The organism is Streptomyces sp. NPDC050625 (assembly GCF_040654755.1).
GTDB lineage: Bacteria > Actinomycetota > Actinomycetes > Streptomycetales > Streptomycetaceae > Streptomyces.
The window spans coordinates 83,188-105,592 of sequence record NZ_JBFAIQ010000024.1 but is presented as its reverse complement, the minus strand read 5'-3'; the positions used below and the strand labels follow the sequence as shown (position 1 = coordinate 105,592).

At 68.5% G+C, this 22,405-nt stretch carries 23 protein-coding genes; 10 read left to right on the top strand and 13 right to left on the bottom strand.

The annotated features are described in order from the left end of the window. Positions 1 to 263: 263 nt before the first annotated feature. The 3 genes from AB0I54_RS36470 to AB0I54_RS36460 form a co-directional block, all read right to left on the bottom strand. Positions 264 to 1,097, bottom strand: a complete 834-nt coding sequence (locus AB0I54_RS36470) for an alpha/beta hydrolase (protein WP_363300557.1) — start codon at positions 1,095 to 1,097, stop codon at positions 264 to 266. Positions 1,098 to 1,227: 130 nt separating this feature from the next. After that, positions 1,228 to 2,076 carry an alpha/beta hydrolase gene (locus AB0I54_RS36465; RefSeq protein ID WP_363300556.1) on the bottom strand — a complete coding sequence of 283 codons (849 nt, stop codon included), beginning with the start codon at positions 2,074 to 2,076 and terminating at the stop codon, positions 1,228 to 1,230. A 192-nt stretch (positions 2,077 to 2,268) separates the two neighbouring features. After that, positions 2,269 to 3,921, bottom strand: a complete 1,653-nt coding sequence (locus AB0I54_RS36460) for a phage/plasmid primase, P4 family (protein WP_363300555.1) — start codon at positions 3,919 to 3,921, stop codon at positions 2,269 to 2,271. 56 nt (positions 3,922 to 3,977) lie between these two features. On the opposite strand from AB0I54_RS36460, the gene AB0I54_RS36455 reads away from it, so the two are divergent. Beyond that, positions 3,978 to 4,445 (top strand): MarR family winged helix-turn-helix transcriptional regulator, encoded by a 468-nt coding sequence (locus AB0I54_RS36455; RefSeq protein ID WP_363300554.1) that lies wholly within the window; start codon positions 3,978 to 3,980, stop codon positions 4,443 to 4,445. Between the two features lie 44 nt (positions 4,446 to 4,489). Here the strand turns inward: AB0I54_RS36455 and AB0I54_RS36450 are convergent, their stop codons facing one another. Then, complete coding sequence (locus AB0I54_RS36450; RefSeq protein ID WP_363300553.1) at positions 4,490 to 5,044, bottom strand: hypothetical protein; 555 nt, start codon at positions 5,042 to 5,044, stop codon at positions 4,490 to 4,492. A gap of 221 nt (positions 5,045 to 5,265) precedes the next feature. Between AB0I54_RS36450 and AB0I54_RS36445 the strand changes: the two genes are divergently transcribed. Next, positions 5,266 to 6,147 carry an AfsR/SARP family transcriptional regulator gene (locus AB0I54_RS36445; protein ID WP_363300552.1) on the top strand — a complete coding sequence of 294 codons (882 nt, stop codon included), beginning with the start codon at positions 5,266 to 5,268 and terminating at the stop codon, positions 6,145 to 6,147. Here the strand turns inward: AB0I54_RS36445 and AB0I54_RS36440 are convergent. The 4 genes from AB0I54_RS36440 to AB0I54_RS36425 all read right to left on the bottom strand — a co-directional run bounded on the left by AB0I54_RS36440 (position 6,125) and on the right by AB0I54_RS36425 (position 9,161). Then, positions 6,125 to 6,286 carry a hypothetical protein gene (locus AB0I54_RS36440; RefSeq protein ID WP_363300551.1) on the bottom strand — a complete coding sequence of 54 codons (162 nt, stop codon included), beginning with the start codon at positions 6,284 to 6,286 and terminating at the stop codon, positions 6,125 to 6,127. The genes AB0I54_RS36445 and AB0I54_RS36440 overlap by 23 nt on opposite strands. Before the next feature lie 213 nt (positions 6,287 to 6,499). Next, positions 6,500 to 6,901: a DUF6009 family protein gene (locus tag AB0I54_RS36435; protein ID WP_363300550.1), complete on the bottom strand. Its 402-nt coding sequence runs from the start codon at positions 6,899 to 6,901 to the stop codon at positions 6,500 to 6,502. Further along, positions 6,898 to 8,421, bottom strand: coding sequence for a phage/plasmid primase, P4 family (locus AB0I54_RS36430; protein WP_363300549.1), 1,524 nt, complete (start codon positions 8,419 to 8,421; stop codon positions 6,898 to 6,900). Before AB0I54_RS36430 ends, AB0I54_RS36435 begins: the two co-directional genes overlap by 4 nt. After that, positions 8,418 to 9,161, bottom strand: coding sequence for a bifunctional DNA primase/polymerase (locus tag AB0I54_RS36425; protein WP_363300579.1), 744 nt, complete (start codon positions 9,159 to 9,161; stop codon positions 8,418 to 8,420). The genes AB0I54_RS36430 and AB0I54_RS36425 overlap by 4 nt, the downstream gene beginning before the upstream one ends. A gap of 458 nt (positions 9,162 to 9,619) precedes the next feature. Here AB0I54_RS36425 and AB0I54_RS36420 point away from each other — a divergent pair, with 458 nt between their 5' ends. Next, positions 9,620 to 10,207: a sigma-70 family RNA polymerase sigma factor gene (locus AB0I54_RS36420; RefSeq protein WP_363300548.1), complete on the top strand. Its 588-nt coding sequence runs from the start codon at positions 9,620 to 9,622 to the stop codon at positions 10,205 to 10,207. A 53-nt stretch (positions 10,208 to 10,260) separates the two neighbouring features. Here the strand turns inward: AB0I54_RS36420 and AB0I54_RS36415 are convergent, their stop codons facing one another. Both AB0I54_RS36415 and AB0I54_RS36410 read right to left on the bottom strand, forming a co-directional pair. Then, positions 10,261 to 10,968: an AAA family ATPase gene (locus AB0I54_RS36415; protein WP_363300547.1), complete on the bottom strand. Its 708-nt coding sequence runs from the start codon at positions 10,966 to 10,968 to the stop codon at positions 10,261 to 10,263. 72 nt (positions 10,969 to 11,040) lie between these two features. Then, entirely contained in the window at positions 11,041 to 11,532 is a 492-nt protein-coding gene (locus tag AB0I54_RS36410) for a MarR family winged helix-turn-helix transcriptional regulator (RefSeq protein ID WP_363300546.1), read from the bottom strand. Between the two features lie 123 nt (positions 11,533 to 11,655). Here AB0I54_RS36410 and AB0I54_RS36405 point away from each other — a divergent pair, with 123 nt between their 5' ends. Beyond that, positions 11,656 to 12,882, top strand: coding sequence for an amidohydrolase family protein (locus tag AB0I54_RS36405; RefSeq protein ID WP_363300545.1), 1,227 nt, complete (start codon positions 11,656 to 11,658; stop codon positions 12,880 to 12,882). 74 nt (positions 12,883 to 12,956) lie between these two features. On the opposite strand, the gene AB0I54_RS36400 is transcribed toward AB0I54_RS36405, so the two are convergent. After that, the gene (locus AB0I54_RS36400; RefSeq protein WP_363300544.1) at positions 12,957 to 14,105 is read right to left on the bottom strand and encodes an FAD-dependent monooxygenase; all 1,149 of its coding nucleotides are present in this window, start codon (positions 14,103 to 14,105) and stop codon (positions 12,957 to 12,959) included. 127 nt (positions 14,106 to 14,232) lie between these two features. Here AB0I54_RS36400 and AB0I54_RS36395 point away from each other — a divergent pair, with 127 nt between their 5' ends. The 5 genes from AB0I54_RS36395 (at position 14,233) to AB0I54_RS36375 (ending at position 19,185) form a co-directional block, all read left to right on the top strand. Beyond that, positions 14,233 to 15,138, top strand: a complete 906-nt coding sequence (locus AB0I54_RS36395; RefSeq protein WP_363300543.1) for a LysR family transcriptional regulator — start codon at positions 14,233 to 14,235, stop codon at positions 15,136 to 15,138. Between the two features lie 144 nt (positions 15,139 to 15,282). After that, positions 15,283 to 16,221, top strand: a complete 939-nt coding sequence (locus AB0I54_RS36390) for a VOC family protein (protein ID WP_363300542.1) — start codon at positions 15,283 to 15,285, stop codon at positions 16,219 to 16,221. A gap of 34 nt (positions 16,222 to 16,255) precedes the next feature. Next, positions 16,256 to 17,197, top strand: a complete 942-nt coding sequence (locus AB0I54_RS36385) for an MBL fold metallo-hydrolase (RefSeq protein WP_363300541.1) — start codon at positions 16,256 to 16,258, stop codon at positions 17,195 to 17,197. 17 nt (positions 17,198 to 17,214) lie between these two features. Then, a complete protein-coding gene (locus AB0I54_RS36380; protein ID WP_363300540.1) occupies positions 17,215 to 18,030 on the top strand; it encodes a 3-keto-5-aminohexanoate cleavage protein in 816 nt (271 codons plus the stop codon). 9 nt (positions 18,031 to 18,039) lie between these two features. Continuing rightward, positions 18,040 to 19,185 (top strand): alpha/beta fold hydrolase, encoded by a 1,146-nt coding sequence (locus AB0I54_RS36375; protein ID WP_363300539.1) that lies wholly within the window; start codon positions 18,040 to 18,042, stop codon positions 19,183 to 19,185. A 399-nt stretch (positions 19,186 to 19,584) separates the two neighbouring features. On the opposite strand, the gene AB0I54_RS36370 is transcribed toward AB0I54_RS36375, so the two are convergent. Then, positions 19,585 to 20,562 (bottom strand): amidohydrolase family protein, encoded by a 978-nt coding sequence (locus AB0I54_RS36370; protein ID WP_363300538.1) that lies wholly within the window; start codon positions 20,560 to 20,562, stop codon positions 19,585 to 19,587. Positions 20,563 to 20,762: 200 nt separating this feature from the next. Here AB0I54_RS36370 and AB0I54_RS36365 point away from each other — a divergent pair, with 200 nt between their 5' ends. Then, positions 20,763 to 21,698: a MerR family transcriptional regulator gene (locus AB0I54_RS36365; protein ID WP_363300537.1), complete on the top strand. Its 936-nt coding sequence runs from the start codon at positions 20,763 to 20,765 to the stop codon at positions 21,696 to 21,698. On the opposite strand, the gene AB0I54_RS36360 is transcribed toward AB0I54_RS36365, so the two are convergent. Continuing rightward, entirely contained in the window at positions 21,690 to 22,271 is a 582-nt protein-coding gene (locus AB0I54_RS36360; RefSeq protein WP_363300536.1) for a helix-turn-helix domain-containing protein, read from the bottom strand. The genes AB0I54_RS36365 and AB0I54_RS36360 overlap by 9 nt on opposite strands. Positions 22,272 to 22,405: the final 134 nt, after the last annotated feature.

Genomic DNA, 22,405 nt, shown 5'->3' with positions numbered 1-22,405 from the left:
TCCGGGGGCCGCTCCGGCCGCGTCGTGCCGCCGTACTGTGCATGGCGGCACGACGCAGCGCCCAGCGACCCGGGGGAATTGAGGCTGAGCGCCACGCCGGGCCCCCCGGCGGGGAGTACAGGGGGCTCAGCAGCAGGAACGGCGTGCAGGGGGATTCGGTTCACCGGATGGGCCAGATCCGAAAGTTGGCCGCGTCGGCCGGTCGCAGCGGTGGGCCCGCCCCGCCCGCAGGCGGGGCGGGCGGGGCGGGCGCACCGCTGTGGTCACTTGGCCAGGAAGGTCAGCAGTGCGTCGGTGACTTCCTGGGCGTGGGTCCACAGCAGACCGTGCGGGGCACCGTCGACGACGACGTACTCGGCCTGCGGGAGCGCGCGGTGGAACGGCTCCGCGGTGGCCTCGATGGGCAGGATGCGGTCGGCGGTGCCGTGGAGGATGAGTGCGGGCACGTCGATCCTGGAGACGTCGGCGCGGAAGTCGGTGGTCCAGGTCGCCACGCAGGCGAGCGAGGCGTACCAGGAGGCGCCGGCCGCGACGTTCCAGCTGTTGCGGACGGCTTCCTCGCTGATGCGGGTGCCGAGGTTCTCGTCGAGGTTGTAGAAGTCCTTGTAGAAGGCGGTGAAGTAGGCGTAGCGGTCGTCGGTGACGGCCTGCTCGATGTCCTCGAAGATGCTGCCGTCGACGCCCTCGGGGTTGTCGTCGGTCTTGAGCAGGAAGGGTTCGAGGGAGGCGAGGAAGGCGGCCTTGGCGATGCGGGCTGAGCCGTAGGTGCCGAGGTAGCGGCCGACCTCACCGGTGCCCATGGAGAAGCCGACGAGGACGGCGTCGCTCAGGTCCAGGGTCTCCAGGACGGTGTTGAGGTCTGCGGCGAAGGTGTCGTAGTCGTACCCGGTGGTGGGCTGGCTGGACCGGCCGAACCCGCGGCGGTCGTAGGTGATGACCCGGTAGCCGGCCTTCAGCAGGGCCGCGGACTGCTTCTCCCAGGAGTGGCCGTCGAGCGGGTAGCCGTGGATCAGGACTACCGGCTGCCCGGTGCCGTGGTCCTCGTAGTACAGCTCTATCTCGCTGGAGTTCTCCTGGCCAACGGTGATGAACGGCATGGTCTTCCTTGCCTTTCGGTGTGGGTTTGCGATGAGACGGATGGTCTGGTGAGACGTACGGCGGGACGTGGGTCCGGTGCCGGAGCCGGCCGTGGCCGGCGGCGGGACGGCCGGGTTCGGCGGCACTCGGTCAGCGCACGGTCCGCGCGGCGTCCTCGATGACGCGGGTGACGGCGCCCGGGTGCGAGACGGACACCGCGTGCGAGGCGTCGATCTCGGTGATGTGGGCGTGCGCTCGGGCGGACATGAAGCGCTGTGCGGCCACGGGGATGTTCAGGTCCTCGGTGGTGACCAGTGACCAGGAGGGGATGGTCTTCCAGGCGGCCTGGGTGGACTTCTCCTCCAGCGCGGCCGCCGCTATCGGACGCTGCTCGGCGGCCATGAGCCGCGCCTTGCCGGCCGGTACGTCGGCCGCGAACTGGTGACGGAACTTGTCGGGCTTGATGTAGACGTCGGCACCCTCGGTGCCGTCCGGGAGCGTGTAGTTGACCGACTCGATCGCCTGGCCGAGCGTGCTGCCGGGGAACTTGTTCGTCAGCCCGAGCGAACTCTCGCCGGCATCCGGCAGGAACGCCGCGATGTAGACCAGCGCCTCGACCTTGCCCCCGAGTCGGGCGGCGGCCTGGCTCATCACGGTGCCGCCGTAGGAGTGGCCGACCAGGACCACGGGTCCGTCGACATGGCTGATGACGCTGCGCAGGTAGGCCGCGTCGGACGCCGGACCGCGCAGCGGGTTCGCGGCGGCCACCACGGGATAGCCGGCGCGCTCCAGACGCTGGACCACCCCGTCCCAGCTGGAGGCGTCGGCGAACGCTCCGTGTTCCAGCACAATCGTCGGCCGCTGCCGGTGGCTGCTCGCCGCGCCGGTCGAACCGGGAAGGCCCACGGCCGTGACAGCCGTGACGGACAGCCCGATACCCGCGGTGATGCCGAGGAGGGCGAGCCGTCCCGCCGGCCGGGCGAGGTTCGTGATGCGCATGGTGGAAGTTCCTTCCTTCGACGGGGACTTGGCCCTGTTGGGGTTTGCGTTGGTGGACCCTGTCCCGGTGTGCACGAGAACATAGCGCACAACTTAGTTGTGCACAACTTAATCGAGCGGCCCACGCCGTCCGTGAACCGCCGGGGCAGACTCCTCGTTGGGGCCAGTAACGACCGGTGCGCGCAAGGCCCCTTACCGGTCGTCAGCCCTGCCGGCCGCTGTGGCGGCAGCCGACAGGGCACGGAAAAGATCCTTGTTCGGGGTGTCGGGCTTGGTGTGTGGGCCGTTGGCGGCGGGGTGCCGGCGGTGTTCCCGGGCCCGTGCGGCGAACGCGTGGGCGGACACCACGGGCACCCCCTCCAGCCGGCACCACTGCCGGTAGCACCGGTACAACCCACCCGGCGCACCCTCCCCCGCACCACCCGCCGGGCAGGACTCGGCCAGGAAACGGCCCACATGATCCTCGGTATCGGCGTACGCGGCCGTCGCCCTGCGCACCACTGAAGGCCCCCTCAGATCACGCGACCCGCGCAGGTACCGGCCCGCACCCGCCACCATCCAGTGCAAGATGCCCGGCCCCTCATCCGCCACCAGCACATCCGCAAGATTGGCCACCCGCCCCTCATCGGCCACCGCACGCCGAAGAGGAACCAGCCGTATCCGCCGCCACAACGCCGGCCCACCCACCAGCACCTGCGGCCGGTGATTCCCCACCAGCCACAACTTGTGGGTGGGATCAAAACTGAAAAACCCCCGCCCCATCCGCCGCGCCTTGATCCGGTCCCCACCCGTCAAGAACGCCACCCGCGCCTCATCAAGACGATCCTCGGCCCGCGGCTCCGCACACACCACCAACCGCCGCCCATGCAACTCCGCCAGATCCGCCGGATGCTCCTCGAACGACCGCGTCATCAAAAACCCCGGCGGCGCCGCATCCGCATAATCCCCCAACAACCTCAGCACCACACCCAGCAGCACACTCTTGCCATTGCACCCCGGACCATGCAGAAACGGCAGAACCTGAGCCCCCACATCCCCCGTCAGCGAATAACCCAGCAACCGCTGCACATACCCAATCAGCTCCGCACCCTCCTCCCCCTCCCCGAACACCCCCCGCAAAAACCGCTCCCACCGCGGCACCGGCATCGCACACACCGGCACCGCCGTCGCCCGCGAATGCAGACCACGCCCATCACCCCCGCCCACCCGCCCCGAAACCAGATCCACCACCCCACCCGGCGTGCACAACGCAAACGGAGCCGCATCCAGCACATCAGCCGGCAACACCATCGCCGGCGCAGCCTTCACCTGCTCGAGCATCGCCTTCATCCCCCGCGTCGACAACGTCCACTGCCGATGCCCACGCAACACCGACACCCCGAACCGCCCACGCGGATCCACCTCCGCCAACGCCTCCCCCAACTCCCCCGCCGCCCACAACACCGCCTCCCCCTCATCAACCACCCACCGATAACCCGACCACCGATACCAACCCAGACCCGGAACAAAACGAAACTCATCCCGATAACGCTCCGCAAACAACTTCGCGTTACCACGATCACTCAAACTGTCCGGCACAAGACCCGCATGGGCACGGCCGCGGCCGGCAGGCTCCCGCCCGGACACTCCCACCACCCGGAGACGACCGGATGCCGAGGCGGCCCCGGCCCAGGCCGTGGGAGCCGACGCCTGAGGACGCTCGGCCGGAGCGGTGAGGGCTGCCGCCGCAACAGCCGACAGGGCTGACGACGGCGTGGGCCGCTCGGTTAAGTTGTGCACAACTGAGTTGTGCACTATGTTCTCATGCACACCGGGACGGGCTCCGGTCCGGTTCACCTCCGACATGACATGCATTAGAGCATGCATTTGCTAGATGGGAAACATATACTTATGGTTCTGTCATGACGAACGGCAGAAGTCACGGGCACGGGGGCAGCAACGCGGAGGACGCCATACTGGACGGCATCGGGCCGGCGTTCTTCCGCCTCAGACGACGGACGTCCACTTCCGGCAAGGACCTCACCCGCAACCTGGTGCTCAACGTCGTGGCCGAGCGCACCGGCGAGACGACGGTGGGGACGGTCGCCGAGGAACTCGGTGCCGACCAGTCGGTCGCCAGCCGGATGGTGTCCGACTGCATCCAGCACGGCTATCTGCTGCGGGAGGCGTCCCAACAGGACGGCCGGCGTACCGTGCTGCGGCTGACACCGGAAGGCAAGGATCTGCGCGACCGCTTCGCCCGTGAACAGCGCGAGGCTTTCGAGCACATCACCCGTGACTGGCCCGCGGCCGAACGGATCCAGTTCGCCCGCCTGTTGGTCAAGTACGCCGAAGTCGCGGCCGACCTGCAGCAGCGGGGACGACCATGACGTGCCGCACCACCGGCATCCTTAGTGCCGTAGAGCTCGCGGCGTCACGTGCCCTCATCAATCCGGTCGGCGACCGCCCGCCGAACGACAAGGGCGATCCGGGCGAGCCCGCTCAGATCCGCGAGGGTCGGCCGGACACCCGCGACGCGGCACAACAACTCCAGATCGTGGGTGAACACGGCTTCCCACACGTTGGCGAAGTCCGCCCCCGCCTGCGCCCGCCGCGATTCCGCTACGCCGAACCCGCGCCCGGGTGCCCCACCGTCGGCCACACGCCTGCCGTCCCGCAGGACCACGAGCGAGAACTGGCCGCCGGCATCACAACAGCAGCTGACGGCCAGCGTTCCCGCGGACAGGTCCGGCCGGGCCGCCTCCCTGAAGCCGGTGTCCGCCACGAGGAGTGCGTGGCAGCCGATCGCGAACGCGGCCACAGCGCATTCCCCGCTACCGGCCCGCGCTGTAATGGCGCGTCGCAGATCCCGCCATGTTCCGGTGGTGATCCGGTCGGGGTGGGCACCGGCCCGGCGCAGCGCCTCGTCCTGGGCGACGTCACGGACAACTGCCGCGCAGTAGGCACCGCCCTCCGCCAGTGCGTCCATCCACGAGGCCTCACCATGGCCGTGCCTGGTCACCGGTCGGTCGCTCCGGCGAGCAGCACAACCGGACCCGCTTCCTCAAGCAGGTGATGACGGATGCATTCCTTCATCGTGCCGCTCCACCGCTCCTGGGACGCTCTGTCGACTGGTGAACGGTGGCGGACTGGCGTCGGTTCACCCGACGCCCGAACTCCATTGCCAGTGATACGAAAAGCGCGAGCGCGATGAACAAGCCCGTAGTCGGCCGACACGACCAGGCCGCATCAGCTGTGACCGGGACCCAAGAACGCCCAGCCCCGCGGCACTTGTTCTTCCGCGTGCTCGGCCCCTGCGAGGTGGAGAGCGCCTCGGGGCCGGTCGATCTCGGTCCTCCGCAGCGCCGTGCGCTGCTGCTCTGCCTTCTCCTGGAGGATGAACGCCCCATGAGCGTGGGCCGTCTCGTGGAGCTCTTGTGGGGGGACCGGCCTCCCGCCTCGGCGGCGGCGTCGATCCATGCCCACGTATGCCGGCTGCGCGCGGCGCTGACCGGACCGGGCGTCTCCGGCGAGCCGACCGTGCTGCTCAGCACCGGCCGCGGATACGCTCTGCGCGTACCGCCCCAGCACCGGGACACCGCCCTGTTCGAACAATTTCTGGAACAGGCGCATTGTCTTACGCAACTAGGCCGGCCGACCGCGGCGCGGACGGCTGTGGACAGGGCACTGGCCCTGTGGCGGGGGGAGCCGTTCGCCGAGCTGAGGGGGCATCCCGTAGCTCAGCAAGTGACTTGCTGTCTCGATGAGCTCCGCCGCACCGCGCTCGACCTGCGGGCCGGCCTACTGCTCGCTGAAGGCCGTCCAGTCCAGGCGATGCTGGCCGCGGAAGGACTGGTGGCGGACAGCCCGTTCCGCGAGACGTCCTGGGTGACCCTGCTGAAGGCACTGTGCGCAGCCGGACGTCCGACGGAGGCGCTGGTCCGCTACGAGACGGTCCGCCATCTGTTCGCCGAGGCGCTCGGCACCAGCCCGGGACCCGAGTTGCAACAGGTCCACATGCAGCTGCTGCGCCAAACCGGGAACGAGGTACCCATGACCGCGGCACGGTTCAGGAGCGATGGCGTCCGCTGAGCATGTCCGGCATCTGCTCGTAGCGCCCTTCGGCTGCGGCGTTGCGCTGCCACTTGACGCGCTCCACGAGAATTTCGTGGGCGGCGGGCTCGGATTCGATCAGACTCATCACCTCGCCGAGGAAGTCCTCAAGGGGCATGGCGGCCTCGGAGTTCTCCTGCCCCAAAGCAACGTGGAGGTCGTCGAACTCGTCCCGCCAGCAGTGCGCACCAGCCCTGTTGTGTGTACTGCGGATGCCTTCCAGCCGGCCGGAGTGCCGGCCGCCGATTACGAGCGATCAGTCGGTGCGCCGTTGCCAGGCTCGGACCGACGCCGCACTGTAGCGTCGATTCCCCGAAGAGCCCGCAGGCGATCACAACGGCAGGGTTATGCCCAGTTCCTGCATGGCGGTGGAAGGCGGGCCCCCTTCGGACCGCTCGGTCTTGTACCCCTTGATACGGGGGGCGAGCGTGCGGGGGTCGACGGCCTCGGCGGGCGCCCCCTTGGCGTACAGGCCCTCGGGCTCGGTGTCGCGGTCGTGGGGCAGGAGCCAGAAGACGCGCCGGCGGAAGGTCCCGGAGGAACGGGAGGGCTTCGCGGTGGGTCCCAGCAGGGCGTATCCGACCATGCGGCCATCGCGATGGTAGGCGGGCCTGCCCTTGCGGGTGGGAAGCCGGTCCAGGCTCTGGCGAACGTAGTCGAGGTCTTCTGCGTCTTCCAGCCAGACCAGCTCCGTCTCGTGGCTGATCTCGTCCTCGGTGATCAGGGAGCTCATGGGCGGGCATCCCTTTCCTCGTCAGTGAGCAGTCCGATGCCTGGGTAGTGCTTGCGCTGGTTTGACAGGATCATCTCCTTGGGCGAGGCCAGCCCGACCAGTTCCCTGGTGCGGGCGGCGAACGCCCTGGAGGACATGGCTGGTGCTCCTTCATTCTGGCACCACGCCTGGTAGACGGCGTAGAGGGCGGTCTGTTCGGCGCGCAACTCCGAACCGAGGACACAGCATTCGTCGTAGAAGCGTCCGGTGTGGTCCTCGGTCTCCGCGTAGACGGTGGTGGCGATACGAACACGTTCCGGACCGGTGAGATCACGGCCGCCGGCGAGGTAGCGGCGGGCCCCGTCGATGAGCCAGCCGAGGATGCCGGGCCCCTCCTCGGTGACCAGGATGTCCGCCAGATTGTCGATCTTCCGGTCGTCGGGGACCACACGCTCGAACGGGATCAGTCGCATGCGACGCCAGAAGGCGAAGCCGCCCGTGCCGACTTCGGGCCGGTGGTTGCCCAGCAGCCACAGCTTGTGGGTGGGCTCGAAGCTGAAGAAGTCCTGGCGCATGCGCCGGGCCTTGATGCGGTCGCCACCGGTGAGGAGTTTGACCCGCGCCTCGTCGAACCTGTCCCCGGGCTTGACCTCGGAACAGACGATGACACGCCGTCCATGGAGTTCGGCGAGATCGGTGGGGTGCCCCTCGTAGGGGCGGGCCATCAGGAAGCCGGGCGGCGCGGCGTCGGCGTAGTCGCCGAGGAGCTTCATGAGTACGTCCAGCAGAACGGACTTGCCGTTCTTGCCGGAGCCGAAGAGGAAGGGCAGGACCTGGCCGCCGACATCCCCGGTGACGGAGTACCCGAGCAGAAGCTGCAGGTAGTCGATCATCTCGCGGCCTTCGGCGTCGTCGCCGAAGGTGTCGGCCAGGAAGCGGGCCCAGCGGGGGGTGGGGACATGCTGGGGACCGACCGTCGTCGAGCGTGAGTGGAAGTCCTTGTCGGGATCCGGGGTCTTCACCAGGCCGGTACGCAGATCGACGATGCCGTCCGGCGTGCACAGGCCGTAGGGGTCGGCGTCGAGAAGAACGGCGTTCAGGACCATGCCGGGGGCGGATTTGGCCTGGGTGAGCATCGCGTTGATGCCGGTGGTGGACAGGGCGCGTCGGCGGTGTTGCTGGAGCGTCTGAGTCGCGAAGTGGCCGCGTGGATCGTGGGTCGCGATGTTCTCCGCGAGGTCGCCGGCGGCCCACAGGACCGTGTCGTCCTCGTCGATCTGCCAGCGGGTGGTGTCCCAGCGGTACCAGCCGATGCCGGGCACGTGCCGGTAGTCGTTGGCGTAGAGCTTGACGAACAGTTTGGCGTTGCCCCGGTCGGAAAGGGTGTCGGGCAACAGCCCCGCTTCCGTCGCCTCACTGGTGGGAGCCCGCTTGACATCGGTCTGGGCGGGCAGAGGGACAGGCCTGCCCCGTGCCCGGATCTGGGCGGCCACGACTGCGGGGTCGAATTCGAAGAGCGTCTCCTTGCCCGGCGTCGTCACGGCCGCCCCCTGCGCGTGTACAGGGGGCGCTTCAGACCGGCGGCCAGACCACTGCGAATGATCTGCTCGATGCGGCGCTCCTGCCCGGGGCGGGCCGCGGTCGCGGCTTGCCTCAGTACCTGCTCGGCGTCCTCCTGGGTCAGGCGGCCTGCGGCGACGAGTCCTCCCACGGTGTGAGCGGCCCGGTTGAGGGTGTCGGAGAATCCGGCCCCTTCGGTGACTTGACCACAGGCTTCCACGGGAGCGAGTACGGAGGTGAGCATCCGCTGGGTACGGGCACGACCGCCTCCCGCGGCGAGGACGGCCGGCTCACGGACATCGTCGATCGCGGTGTACGTGCCGTGGACCGTCGTGGTTCCCGGCGCGATGATGTGGCCCCCGTGGGCGCGGACGTCGACCTGCCGGGCCAGTGCCCGGCCTTGACTCGATCCCGAGGAGCACTGCCACCGGCGGTTGTCGGCAGCCCGGTACCAGACGGGAAGGATACGGTCGCGGCCAGGGGGCTGAGCGGGGTGGGCATCGATGTCGACGACCACCAGGCCGGTCGGTCCGCACGCGATACCAACGCCGAAGCCCGGGTGCGATCCCCACCACTGGTTGATGCGGCGCTGGTCGAGGGTGGCGGCGTGGAAGCCGTGACACCAGCGTCCTGCCGGAAGGCACGGGCATTCGGCCGGAGTGTGAGGCGTTGCACGGCAGTCGGCGCAGTTCGCGGCGGGAGTCTTGCGGCCGGCGGCCAGAGGATGGACGGGCCGGCCTCGCCTGGCGCACCAACTGGCGGTGGCCGGTGAGGTCGCACCCGGTGCACCGGGAACGGATCCTTTGGGGTCGCTGCTCGAAACATACAGCTCAGCAGACACCTGCACCCCTGCCAGCGACCGAAGCGACTCAATGACGGACACAGCGTAGCGAACGAGGCCGCCGAGGCCGTGGAGCACATGCGAAACCACCGGGGATGCCGCGTCGATCCACGGTGGGGATCCGGGGCCGGGTGAAAGTCATCTGAGTGGTGTCATCGAGCAGTTGATGCCGAGCGCGACGTTGAACCGGTCATATGACGGCTGTGCGCCGCAGAGCGTCGCCGCACGCGACAAGGAAACGACAAGGTTCCGCCAAGCCTCTGCCGAAAGTGTGTGGTCCACTTCCGCCCCCGGTCGGAGACACGCCACAGATTCACCGGAATACGATTGGCCAGCCCATGAACGGGACCTTGGAAGCGGGGACCGTCGTCCTCACTCTTGGCGGCCCGCCTGCCCGGCGATCTGCGCCGGACACCGACCGCAGCACCCTGGTCCGGACCGTCTACGAAGAGCACGGTCCCCTGTTACTGCGGTACGCGGCACGGATGCTGGACGGCGACTGGCACCAGGCGGAGGACATCCTCCAGGAGACGGCCACACGCGCCTGGAAGAACGCCGAGACTCTGCGGGGCCGGGACGAGCACCTTCGGCCCTGGCTGTTCACTGTGGTCAAGAACCTCGTCATCGACCATCATCGCGCCCGGCAGGTCCGGCCGCTGGAGCTGGTACCGGTCGAAGAACTCGACGACGCCGCGGACAGTCTCGGCATCTTGCTCACCCTCCATGTCGTCCTGGAGGCACTGCAGGAGCTGCCCGAGCAGCAGCAGACCGTCATCAGGCTCGTGTACTACCTGGAATGCAGTGTGGCCCAGGCGGCCGAGTACCTCGGTATCCCGCCCGGCACGGTCAAGAGCCGCGCCTTCTACGCTCTGCGCGCACTGCGCGAGGTGCTGAAGGAGCGGGGGGTGATCCGTGCGGAGCTGTGAGTGCCCGGGCTGAACTCCGCGAGAAGTCAGGCCTTGTCAATGCGGCGTGGCTCTCAGCCGAGGATGTGGCGAAGATACGACTGCGGGTCGGCGAGGTAGCGGCGCCAGTGGTCGACCAGTGCGAGTTCCTCCCACGCCGTGCGGCGCATGCCGTGTTCCCCCACCTCGATGATGTCCGCGCCCGGCAGCGCGGTCAGCAACGGGGAGTGGGTGGCACAGATGACCTGGCCCCCGGTTTTCACCAACTGGTCGACGTGACCGAGCAGTTCCAGGCACGACGCGAAGGAGAGCGCCGCCTCGGGCTCGTCCAGCACGTACAGTCCCGGCTGGAGGAACTTCCCCCGGAACGCGGCAAGGAAGCCCTCGCCGTGGCTGACGGAGTCCGGTGCGAAGCTCTCCCGGACCAACGCGTCCCGGGCTGTCTCGGCGCGCAGGAAGAACCCTTTGCGGGCGGACCAACTGCCCAGCATGCGCCGCCCCTGGGGCGCGGCACCGAAACGTATCCTCTCGCCCAGCACCGATTTGGGGCGGTGACTGGCGTAGCGCCAGTCGTGGGAACCGCCCCAGGAGTCCAGACCGAACCCTTCCGCGAGGGCCTCGACCAAGGTCGATTTTCCGGAGCCGTTCTCACCGACGAGAAAGGTGACCGGCGCGGTGAAACGCAGTCCCTCGGCCACGAGGTCGCGCACGCACGGCATGGACCAGGGCCACTCCCCGGCCTTCGATGAGCCCACATGCACGTAGGCGCGTTCGACAATCACCCTGTGAGTCTCACATGTTCGGCGCCGGCAGGGCCCGTGCGTGGGAGGCATCCCGCGCCGTGGTGGGGGGATTCAGTCCTCCGCGCGGGTGCTTGCGCCGTCCTCCCTGCGGCGGCCCTGCGCCGCGGACCATGCGCCGGCGTCCTGGCTGTAGCGGACCAGCAACTGGGCGAAGCGGATGCGCTCGTCCGGGTCCCATGCCGCGGTGATGCCTTCGAAGGCCTCGCGCTGCATCGCGGCGAAGCGGCGGCGCTCGGCTTCGCCGGCGTCCGTGAGTTCAAGGACGGTGCGCCGGCCGTCCGCCTGGGAAGCGGCTCGCCGCAGCAGCCCGTCGGCGATGCAGGCGGCGACGGTGCGACTGGCTACGGGCTGAGTGACCCCCATCTCGGTAGCCACGCCACCCACGGTCATCTCCCCGGGGGCGTCCGCGACCACGTTCAGGATCAGGTTGCGCGTGAGGTCCCCGCGCCCGCCCGGAGCGCGCCGCCGCAGCCGCGACAACGCGGGCCCGACCTGGTCGAGAAGGGCCCTCGCGGTCTCCTGGGACGATGACAAGCTGCTCATGCAGCCATTCTACGGACTTCTTCCTGGCATGTATATTTTCGACAGCCAGCATATGCATGACCGCATGTGCATGCTCTTGGGTATATAGTTTGGGCTCGGCACCCTCCAGGATCGAGGTAAGCAATGTCCCTGACCGCCATCACCGGAGCCCAGGTCTTCGACGGCGAGAACACACTCGGCGTGACCACCGTGCTCGTCGAGAACGGGTCCATCACCCGCATCGGCTGCGAGGCACCACCCGGGGCACAGATCGTCGACGGCCGGGGGGCGACGCTGCTGCCGGGCCTGATCGACGCCCACGTCCACACCAGCCGGGAGGCCCTGGCCCTGGCCCTGCGGTTCGGTGTGACCACCGAACTCGAGATGCAGGGCACCAACACCCGGGAAAACCGTGCCCACATCAGCGACGACGACACCGTCGCCGACGTGCGCTCCTCCGGCTTCGGCATCACCCCGCCGGGCGGCCACCCCAGCGAGCTGTTCCCCAAGGACTTCCGGCCCGGTCCGCCCGCAGGCGCGAAGCCGACCGGGCCTCCCCCGCTGATGCCGCACTCCACCACCCCGGAAGAAGCAGTCGCGTTCATCCCACAGCTGATCGAACGCGGCTCGGACTACATCAAGTTCATGATCGACGACGGCAGTGTCGAAGGGCACCCCGGCCTCCCCATGCTCGACCAGGCCACCCTGAACGCCGGCGTCGCCGAGGCCAAGAGGCACGGCATGCTCACCGTCGCCCACACCCTGACCGTGGACGCGACCCGCATGGCCATCGAGGCAGGCATAGACGGCCTGGTCCACTTGTTCATGGACCAGCCCCACACCGAAGAGATCATCGGCCTTGTCAAGGACGCCAGGATGTTCGTCGTTCCCTGCGTCGTGCTCAACGCCTCCATGATGGGCATCACCGGCACCGAGCTCGCCGACGACCCGCGTGTCGGCTCACGCCTCGACACCGACTGGGACAAGACCCTGCGCTCCAGCTTCGGCCACTACCCCCAGGGCAAGATCGACGACGTCCTGGCCACCGTGAAGGCCCTCAGCGACGCCGGCGTGGACCTGCTGGCCGGCACCGACGTCTCCATGCCCCTGCCCTTCCTGGGCGGCCTTGCCCACGGCGCCAGCCTCCACCACGAACTGCAGTACCTGGTCCGCGCCGGCCTCACCCCCGCCCAGGCACTGCGGGCCGCCACCGCCACCCCTGCCCGCCGCTTCGGCCTCGGCGACCGCGGACGCATCGCCGAGGGCCTGCGCGCCGACCTCCTCCTCGTCGACGGAGACCCGACCACCACCATCACCGACACCCTCAACACCCGCGCCGTCTGGCGTCGCGGCACCCGCCTCACCGTGTGAACCGTTCCGCCATGTGTGTGAGGCCGCCCACCCCGTCGGCCTCACACACTTTCCGACGGGCCCTCGCTCCTCGGTCAGCAGGGCTGGTTGAGCAGTCCCTCGACCTCCTTGAGCTGCCCGGGCAGCGCTTCGCGCATGTGCGCGGCGGCACCGGGCAGATCCGCCGCCGTGATGGCCATCTCGCTGAAGAGGATCTGGTGGGACACGTCCTGAACGAGCTTGACCCGGTTGTAGCGGCGCTGCATGAAGGCTTCCAGTGACGCCTCGACCGCGCGGTCGGGGACGGCGAGTTCCTCGGCGAGCACGACGGCGTCCTCGAGCGCCATTCCGGCGCCCTGAGTGAGGTGGGGCGCGCAGGCGTGGGCGGCGTCGCCGAGCACGATGGTCCGTTTCCTGAACCAGGGTGAGGGCAGCAGGACTTCGCTGAGGGGGCTGTAGCTGATGGTGTCGGAGTCGCTGACGCATTCGCGCAGTTCACCGACGAGCCCGCCGTAGCCCGCGAGACGTTCGGTGAGCAGGCCGGCCCTTCGCTCGGGGGGCATGTGGGGATTGCCGGGCTCGGCGGTGACATGCAGGAGGTACATGCTGTCCCGGCTCAGCGGGATGACCCCGGCCTTCGTACCGTCGCCCTGGAAGACCATCGTGCAGGCGACCTCCGCCGGCCGGGGCATCATCAGGCGCCACACCGAATAGCCCGTGAACACAGGCTCGTACCCGGTGCCGAAGAGCCGTCGCCGCAGCGGTGAACCCAGCCCGTCGAAGCCGATGACGAGGTCGTACGTCTCCGTCTTGCCGTCGGTGAGAGTGACGTGCACCCGGTCGCCGGTGTCCTCGATGTCCCGCGCGGTCGTGCCGTAGGTGACCTTGGCGCCCGCTCGTTCGGCCGCGCCCGTCAGGATTCTGTGCAGATCGCGCCGGGACAGGGCGGTGTTGGCGGGCACGTCACCGCCGAGGACGGATGGACAGTCGACGATCAGAGAGCCCTGCCAGTCGTAGAAGGTGGTGCGGTCGAACGGGAAGCCCGCCGCGAGCACCTCGTCCAGTACGCCGAGCGTGCGCAAGGCCCGAAGGGAATTGGCGGGTTGGTTGATCCCCACGCCCAGGACACCGGAGTCGGGACGCAGTTCCACGACGTCCACGTCAACTCCGCGCCGGGCCAGGGCAGTAGCGGCACCGAGCCCGCCTATACCCGCCCCGATGAGCAGAACCCGTCTGACCTGCATGGCCACCACCTCACGTCGCTGCCGTCGAACGACGGTGACGGTATGGCACGTATCACAATGTTCAAAGCGATTACTATCGATATCTGTGATCGATGGTATCGATGCTCTATCGGGAAGAAGGCGGAGTATGAGCCTCGGTGGAGTGGACCTGAATCTCCTGCTGGCCCTGGACGCCCTGCTCGGCGAGCGCAACGTGACCCGGGCGGCCGAGCGCATGTCCGTGGGCCAGCCCGCGATGAGCGCGTCGCTGGCACGGCTGCGCAAGCACTTCGGCGATCCGCTGCTGGTCCGCGAGGGCCGGACCCTGGTCCCCACTCCCCTGGCCCTTTCCCTCGTCCCGCTGGTCCGCGAGGCGGTGACGGCGGCCGAGGCGGTGTTCGGCCGGCCGCGGGGTTTCGACCCGCTGGCGGACCGCCGGACGTTCACGATCATGGCCAGTGACTACGTGACCCTCATCCTCCTGCGGCCCCTGGTGGCCCGCCTGGCGCAAGAAGCGCCGTTGCAGCGGGTGAACGTCGTGCCGGTGCTGAGCGACTTCGCCGAGCAGCTGCACGCGGGCAGGGTCGATCTGCTGGTGCTGCCGACGGAACTGGCGGGGTCCCGGTTCACCTTTCCGCACCGTCATCTCTTCAACGACCGCTATGTCCTGGTGACCGACCCGGACAATGACGCGGTCGGCTCCGCGCTCACCGCGCAGGAGTTCAGCCGGCTGCCCTACGTCGCCTACAGTGGCGGCCCGTTGCCGTCGATCGCCGACGCCCAGCTCGACTCCCTCGGGATCCCCCGGAAGGTGGAGATGAGCACGCAGAGCTTCGTCGTCGTCCCCTTCCTGGTGAGCGGCACCCCCTTCGTATCGCTCGTGCACGAGCGGCTGGCCCGTCACGTCGCCGGACAGACCCGCTTGAGGATCCTCGAGGCGCCCGTGCCGCTGCGACCCATCAGCGAGGCGCTGTTCTGGAGTCCGCGACACACCGACGACCCCGCCTACGCCTGGCTGCGGGAGCAGATCGCGGAGCTCGCCGCGGAGCTGTGAATCGACGCGGTCGCGGAACATGAATCACTGTGATTGATCCAAGTTATCACTATCAATCATTTCCGGTATTGAAAGCGGTCTGCGTAGCGTTCGCGCTGCGCCCGCATGGAGGCGAGGCGCACGTCACACGCTGGAGCAGCCGACATGAACCTCTCCACGACCACACGCTCTCCGATCACCCATCTGCGATACGTGGCGATCGCCGTGCCGGACTACGAGCCGGCGGTGGAGTTCAACCGCGGAGTGTGGGGCCTTGCACCGATCGCCGATGACAGGGACGTCTCCTTCTTCGCCGCGCAGGCCAGCCCGGAGCAGTACATCCTGCGGGTGCGGCGTGCTGCGGAAAAGCGTCTGGACCTCATCGCCTTCGGCGCCGAGAGTGCCGCCTCCGTCGACGCCCTGGCCGAGCAGCTCATCGCCGCCGGCGTCCTCATCGAACGCGAACCGGCCGGGCTGGACTCCCCCGGCGGCGGTTACGGCTTCCGCTTCTTCGATCCCGAGGGCCGCCTCATCGAAGTCTCCAGCGATGTGGCGCAGCGTGCCGCCCGGCCGCTGGAACCGGGTGAGTCGATCCCCCAGCAGCTCAGCCACGTGGTGATCAACAGCACGGACATCATGAACACCAAGGCGTTCTACGAACAGCACCTGGGATTCAGGCTGTCGGACTGGCTGGAGGACCAGATGTGCTTCATGCGCACCCGGGTCGACCACCACATCCTGGCCATCCACTCCGGCCCGCATGTGGCGCTCAACCACATCTCCTTCGAGATGCGCGGCATCGACGAGTACATGCGCGGCTCCGGCCGGCTGATCCGCCACGGCAACAAGCCGCTGTGGGGGCCCGGCCGGCACGGCGCCGGCGACAACACCTTCACCTACTTCCTCGACCCCAACGGCAACGTCGTGGAGTACACGACCGAGTTGGAGAAGATCCCCGAGGACGGGGAGTGGGTACCGCGCCGGTTCGAGGCCACGGCCGAGGCGGCCGATCAGTGGGGCACCGCCGGGCTGATCACCGACGCGATGATCCCGGCGATGTTCAACGAGCCCGACAAGGGGCTGTGGACCCGCTCGCCGATCTGAGCAGACCACCCCTCCCCGCGCGTCAGGAGCCCAAGTGAGTACCGTCCATCACGATGTCAGCCGTCTCGCCCCACCCCGGCTCGAGGAGGTCGGCGAGGGCGTTTTCGCCTACATACAGCCCGACGGGAGCTGGTGGATCAACAACACCGGCTTTCTCGTCAGCCGGCGCGGAGTGATCAGCGTGGACGCCTGCTCCACGATCCGCCGCACCCGGGCCTACCTGGATGCCATCGCCACCGTCACCCCGCAGCCGGTGCGGACGCTGATCAACACCCATCACCACGGTGACCACACCTTCGGCAACCATCTCTTCGACGGCGCCACCATCGTCGGGCACGAGGCCACCCGCGCGGCCATCCGCGACTGGGGCCTGCCGAAGTCGGCGCCATACTGGACGGAGGTCGACTGGGGTGACGTCGTCCTGGAACCACCGTTCCTCACCTACACCGACTCGGTGACCTTGTGGAGCGACGACCTGCGTGCCGACATACGCCATGTCGGCGTGGCCGCCCACACGACGAACGACTCGATCGTCTGGCTGCCCGAACGCGGGCTGCTCTTCAGCGGTGACCTGCTGTTCAACGGCGGCACCCCGTTCCTCGTCCAGGGCTCGGTGGCCGGTGCCGTCCAGGTGCTGGAGGAGGTCGTCAAACCGCTGGGAGCGACCACCATCGTCTGCGGGCACGGCGCCGTCGCCGGCCCCGGACTCATCGACGACACCCTCGGCTACCTGCGCTTCGTGCAGATCGCCGCCCGCGATGGACGCGCCGCGGGGCTGTCGCCCCTGGAAACGGCTCGTGAACTGGACCTCGGTGCCTACCGAGACCTCCTCGACCCCGAACGCATCGTCGGCAACCTGCACCGCGCGTATGCCGAGTTGGAGGGCGGCCCGCTCGGCCGGACCATCGACGTGGGCGCCGCGCTCACCGACATGGTCGCCTACAACGGCGGTCGCCCTCTCACCTGCCTGGCCTGAGACCGATCGGAGCCATCATGACCGCCATCATCACCGTCGCACCGACCGGCCCGATCGCCACCAAAGCGGACAATCCGGCGCTGCCCACACAGCCGGAGGAGATCGCCGCCGCGGTCACCGAGGCATATGAGGCCGGGGCCTCCATCGCTCACATCCATTTGCGCGACGAGCAGCACCGGCCGACGGCGGACCCGGACATCGCCCGCCGCACCATGGACCTGATCGGTGAACGCTGCCCCGTCCTCATTCAGCTCTCCACCGGCGTCGGGCTGAGCGTTCCCTTCGAGGAGCGCGAGGCGCTGGTCGAGCTGAGGCCCCGGATGGCCACCCTGAACCCGTGCTCGATGAGCTTTGGCGACGGGGAGTTCCACAACCCGCCGACCGCGGTCCGCCGTCTGGCCGGGCGGATGCGTGACCTCGGCGTGAAGCCGGAACTGGAGATCTACGACACCGGTCACCTCGACGCCTGCCTGCGCCTCCTCGACGAGGGACTGCTCGCCGAGCCACTGCAGTTCAGCATCGTGCTCGGCGTACGCGGCGGCATGGCGGCCACCCCGCAGAACCTCATGACGATGGTCGACCGGCTCCCCGAGGGCGCCGCCTGGCAGGTGATCGCGATCGGCCGGGCCAATCTCCGGCTGACCGCGATAGGCCTCGCCCTCGGCGGAAACGCCCGCGCCGGTCTGGAGGACAGCCTCCATCTTCGTAAAGGGGAACTGGCCCCCGGCAACACCCCGCTGGTCAGCCGCGCCGTGCACCTCGCACGTGCGCTGGACCGCCCGGTGGCCGACACCGAGCAAGCCGCCGCCCAGCTCGGTCTGAGCCCACTGTAAGGAGCACCCGTGTTCGAGATCTTCCCCGACAACTACGTCTGGAACCTGTCCGTCAACATCGCGCTGAACACCGGGGCGCACATCGCCGAGGTCGCCGAAGCCTGCGCGCCGGTCCTGGAGGCTTCCCGCAAGGGCGAGGACTCCGGCACGGAGCTGTTCTTCAAGTCCTGGACGGCTCTGGCCGACCGCCTGGTGTCCCTGGCGCAGGAGGACGAGGCCGCCGGTCACCCGCTCACGGCGGGCGCCCGGTACTACCGGGCCTCGGTGTACTACCTCACGGCCGAGAGGTTGCAGAGCCGCCACTACGCACCCCGCCGGGACGCCTACCGGAAGATGCTCGACTCCTTCGAGAAGGGCATCCGTCTCGGCCGGCAGAACTGCGTCAGGGTCGAGATCCCCTACGAGGACACCAGCCTGCCCGCTCTGTTCGTCCAGGCCGAAGAAGTGGACGCCGGCGGGGCGCCCTGCATGGTCCACTACAACGGCCTGGACAGCACCAAGGAGATGATCTACGGCTCAGGCATCGCCCACGAACTGGCCCGCCGCGGCATCTCCACTCTCATCGTCGACCACCCCGGCAGCGGCGAGGCGCTCCGGCTGCGCGACCTGACCGGACGGCACGACAGCGAACACTGGTCGTCCGCGTGCGTCGACTGGCTCGAAACGCGTGACGACGTCGACCCGGCCCGCATCGGCGTCATGGCCTGGTCGCTGGGCGGTTACTACGCCCCGCGTGCCGCCGCCTTCGAAAAGCGCTTCGGTCTCTGCGTCGCCTGGGGCGCCAACTACAACTGGGGTGAACTCCAAAAGCGCCGTCTGGCCCGGGAGGGCGACCGGCCTGTCCCCCACTACTGGGACCACGTCCAATGGGTCTTCGGCAAGGACACCCTTGAGGAGTTCATGGCCTTCGCCCCGAGCATGAGTCTCGTCGGTGTCACCGAACGCATCACGGTACCGTTCCTGATCACCCACGGTGCGAACGACCGGCAGATTCCCCGCGAGTACGCCGTCGCCCAGTACGAGACCGCCATGAACAGTCCCAAGCGCGAGCTGAAGTGGTTCGGTTCGCGCGAAGGCGGAGTGGAACACGTCAGTGCCGACAACATGCCCGCGGCCACCGGTTTCATCGCCGACTGGATCGCCGACACCATCTGAACCGCGTTCTGCTCGGCGGCTGTCACAGCGGGGGCCTCTGCTGCCCGAGCCCAGGCCAGCAGCTCGCGCACCGCGGTGTCGAACTCCGGCCGTGGCAGCACGACGAACTCGTGACCCGGTCTTCGGTCTCCGCGCGACACAGGATGGGCCGCATCGTCTCCTGGGCCCACGCCCACACCGACTGGGCGGTGACTGAAGTAGAGCGACTGGGCGGATCTTCAGTCGCTGTCCGGTGTCAGCGCAAAACCGCAGTTCAGGGGCGCTCACGGAGCGACTCAGCGACTGAAGCGACTCAAGACTGTCATATATGAAGCCACTCCTGTGCGCGTGTGCGCTTTCCAAGAGCAGAAGCCTTCAGTCGCTTCGGTCGCTGTTCAGGTCTACGTGTCCCCTCATTGCTCAGTCACCGATGAGACACGCGGATACCGGTTCGGACAAGCGGGGGAAGATCCGGAGGGCGTTGCCGTGCTCGACGGCCTCCAGGTCGCTTCCGGCAAGGGTGTTGGTGAGCTGTTCGACCGCACGGTCGATCGTGGGCTGCGGGGCGGCGGCGGCATCGGTGCCGAAGAGGATGTGATCGATGCCGGTGACCTGGAGGGCGGGCAGCATGGAGTGAGGGCCGCCGGCCATGGCGGTGTCGTAGTACAGGCCGCGCAGCACCCGGCTGACGTGTTCCGGAGTGATGGAGGCGTCGTGGGGGCCGGGGAGGGTGGTGCACTCGGCGATGCGCCAGGCGAGCGCGGGCAGTGGCCCGCCCAGGTGCGGAAGGATCAGCCGGAGGTCCGGGTGGCGCAGGAACACTCCGCTGTAAATGGCGTTGGTGATGTTGCGGGCGGTGTCGAAGGGGAACTCGATCACCGAGGGATGCCGGCCCAGGGCGAGTTCTGCGGCGTGGGCGCAGTGGGTGGGGTGGATGAAGACGGGGGTCCGGCGGCGGTTCAGCTCGGCCAGCACCGGTTCGAGCAGCGGTGAGCCGAGGTAATGACCGGCGACGTTGGACGTCAGGCCGATGCCGTCCAGGTGCAGGGTATCCAGGGCGTAGGCGATTTCCTCGAGCATGAGCTCAGGGTTGTCCCCGGGGAGGGTCGCGAAGGCGCCGAACCGTCCGGGGTGACGTTCGATCAGCTCCGCGCACTCTTCGTTCATACGGCGGCTCAGTTTCTGCGCGAAGTCCTCCTTGTGTCCGCGAGAGGTGGGCATGAACGGTACGGAGAGGATCTGCGTGGCCACCCGGTGGCGGTCCATCGCGGCCAGCGTTTCTTCAGGTGTCCAGGGCCGCTGCCGAGGACGGGACGCCGGCCGCCCGGACGCTTTCGTGAACTCGGCCACGCTTCCGCCGAAGTAGTGGGCGTGCACGTCCACGCGACAAGCAGTCATGCGGCCTCCTGACGATCGAGAAGGGGACCCTGCGGCATCCATCCGGCCCTGCGGGTCCGCTAAATGCATAGCAAAAGATATACACATGCATTACATCACAGATGTGCAGGGAGGAACAACCTGGGGCGCAAGGCTCGGCCGCCCTGCGCCGGGGAAAAGCCGCTTGAGTCTCCAGTGGTGGGAAGGTGCACAGTTCAGGGGTGATCAACGACGACGAACCCCTGCTCACCATCGGGCAGCTCGCCCGCCGGACGGCCGTCAACGTACGCAGGATCCGTTACTGGTCGGACATCGGCGTGCTCGCCCCGCGACGGCGTTCGGCGGGCGGCTACCGCCTGTACGGAGGCGACGCGGTCGTCCGGCTCGACCTCGTGCGCAGCCTTCAGCAACTGGGGCTGAGCCTGGAGGAGGTGCGGCGGGTCCTGCGTGGCGAGATGACGGTCGCACAGGTGGCTGCAAAGCATATCGCCGCGGTGGACGCACAGATGCGTGCCCTCGTGGTGAACCGGGCGGTTCTGTCGGTGATCGCCGACCGCGGATCCACCGCCGAGGAGACGGCAATGGTGAACAAGCTGGCACGGCTTTCGACCGACGAACGCCGAAGGATCACCGAGGACTTCATGAGGGAAGTGTCCGGCGGACTGAAGGGGGCCCACGACCTCGATCGGCGTCTTAGGCGCTCACCCCTGGAGCTGCCCGACGACCCGTCCGCCGAGCAGGTGAACGCCTGGCTGGAGCTGGCCGAGCTCCTTCAGGACCCGGAATTCCGCACGCGTACGCGGACGATGCTCGAACTGAACGCCCCTGGCCGGCCCGGCAGTTCCATCTGGTTCACCAGGCAGGTCGTGCAGGTCGTGGGCGAGGCCCGGGCGCGAGGCGTGGAGCCGGCCGGCCCGGAAGCCCGGGCCGTGCTGGCCGAACTGTTCCACGACGCCGACAGGACGGATGTCCTGGCGGCTCTGCGGGCAGGGCTCGCGGCGGACACCCGCCGCTTCCGGCTGCTGCTGTCCCTCGTCAGAGGCCACCAGCCGCTCCCCGCCCGGGAGGAGGACCACCTGTGGCTGGAGCAGGCGCTACGGGCGTCTCTCGGCGAGCAGGCCCGGGACGGTGGACCGGGCGCGAAGACCTCAGCGTGAGCCGTCCCGCCAGCCGCGTTCGAGCAGGTCGAAGATCTGCTCCAGAGCACGCCGAGGATCGTCGTGCCCGCGGACCAGAGCGGGGCTTTCCATGACGAAGCGCGCCAGTGCGGCGACGCGCACATCGTCCTCGGGAACGCCGCTGGCGTCGGCGATCGCCGCGGCAAGGGCGGCCTGGTGCCGCAGCCACATGCGGTGCATGTACTCCTGCAGGGCAGGTGTCTCGTCCACCAGCCTCCGCAGGGCGGTGAATTCCGGGCTGTCGTCGCGGAACTCCATGCGCGTGTCCTGAAGGTGCTTGCGAAGGGCGACGAGGACCGACTGGCCGGGCCCGCGGTCGCGTACGGCTGTGACCAGGGCGGCTTCCCGGCCCTCGTCGTCGTCGAAGACGAGGGCCTCCTTGCTCGGGAAGTGCTTGAAGAGGGTGGTCACGGCCACATCCGCCCTTTCGGCCACGTCCCTCACGCCGACCCGGTCGTAGCCGCGCTCGGTGAACAACTGCATGGCGGCGTCCGCCAGCGCCTTGCGGGTCTGGGCCTTCTTGCGCTCGCGGCGTCCCGTCGTCTCGGTCATGCCCGCCAGTCTAGCCGTTGACGCAACCGACTGCGTAAGGCTAGCGGTTGCACTTTTGAATCCGATTGTGCTTCTCTGGCGGGGCAAGAGCGGACGAGCTTCCGCTACGACTTCCTCAACCACCCCGCGAAGGA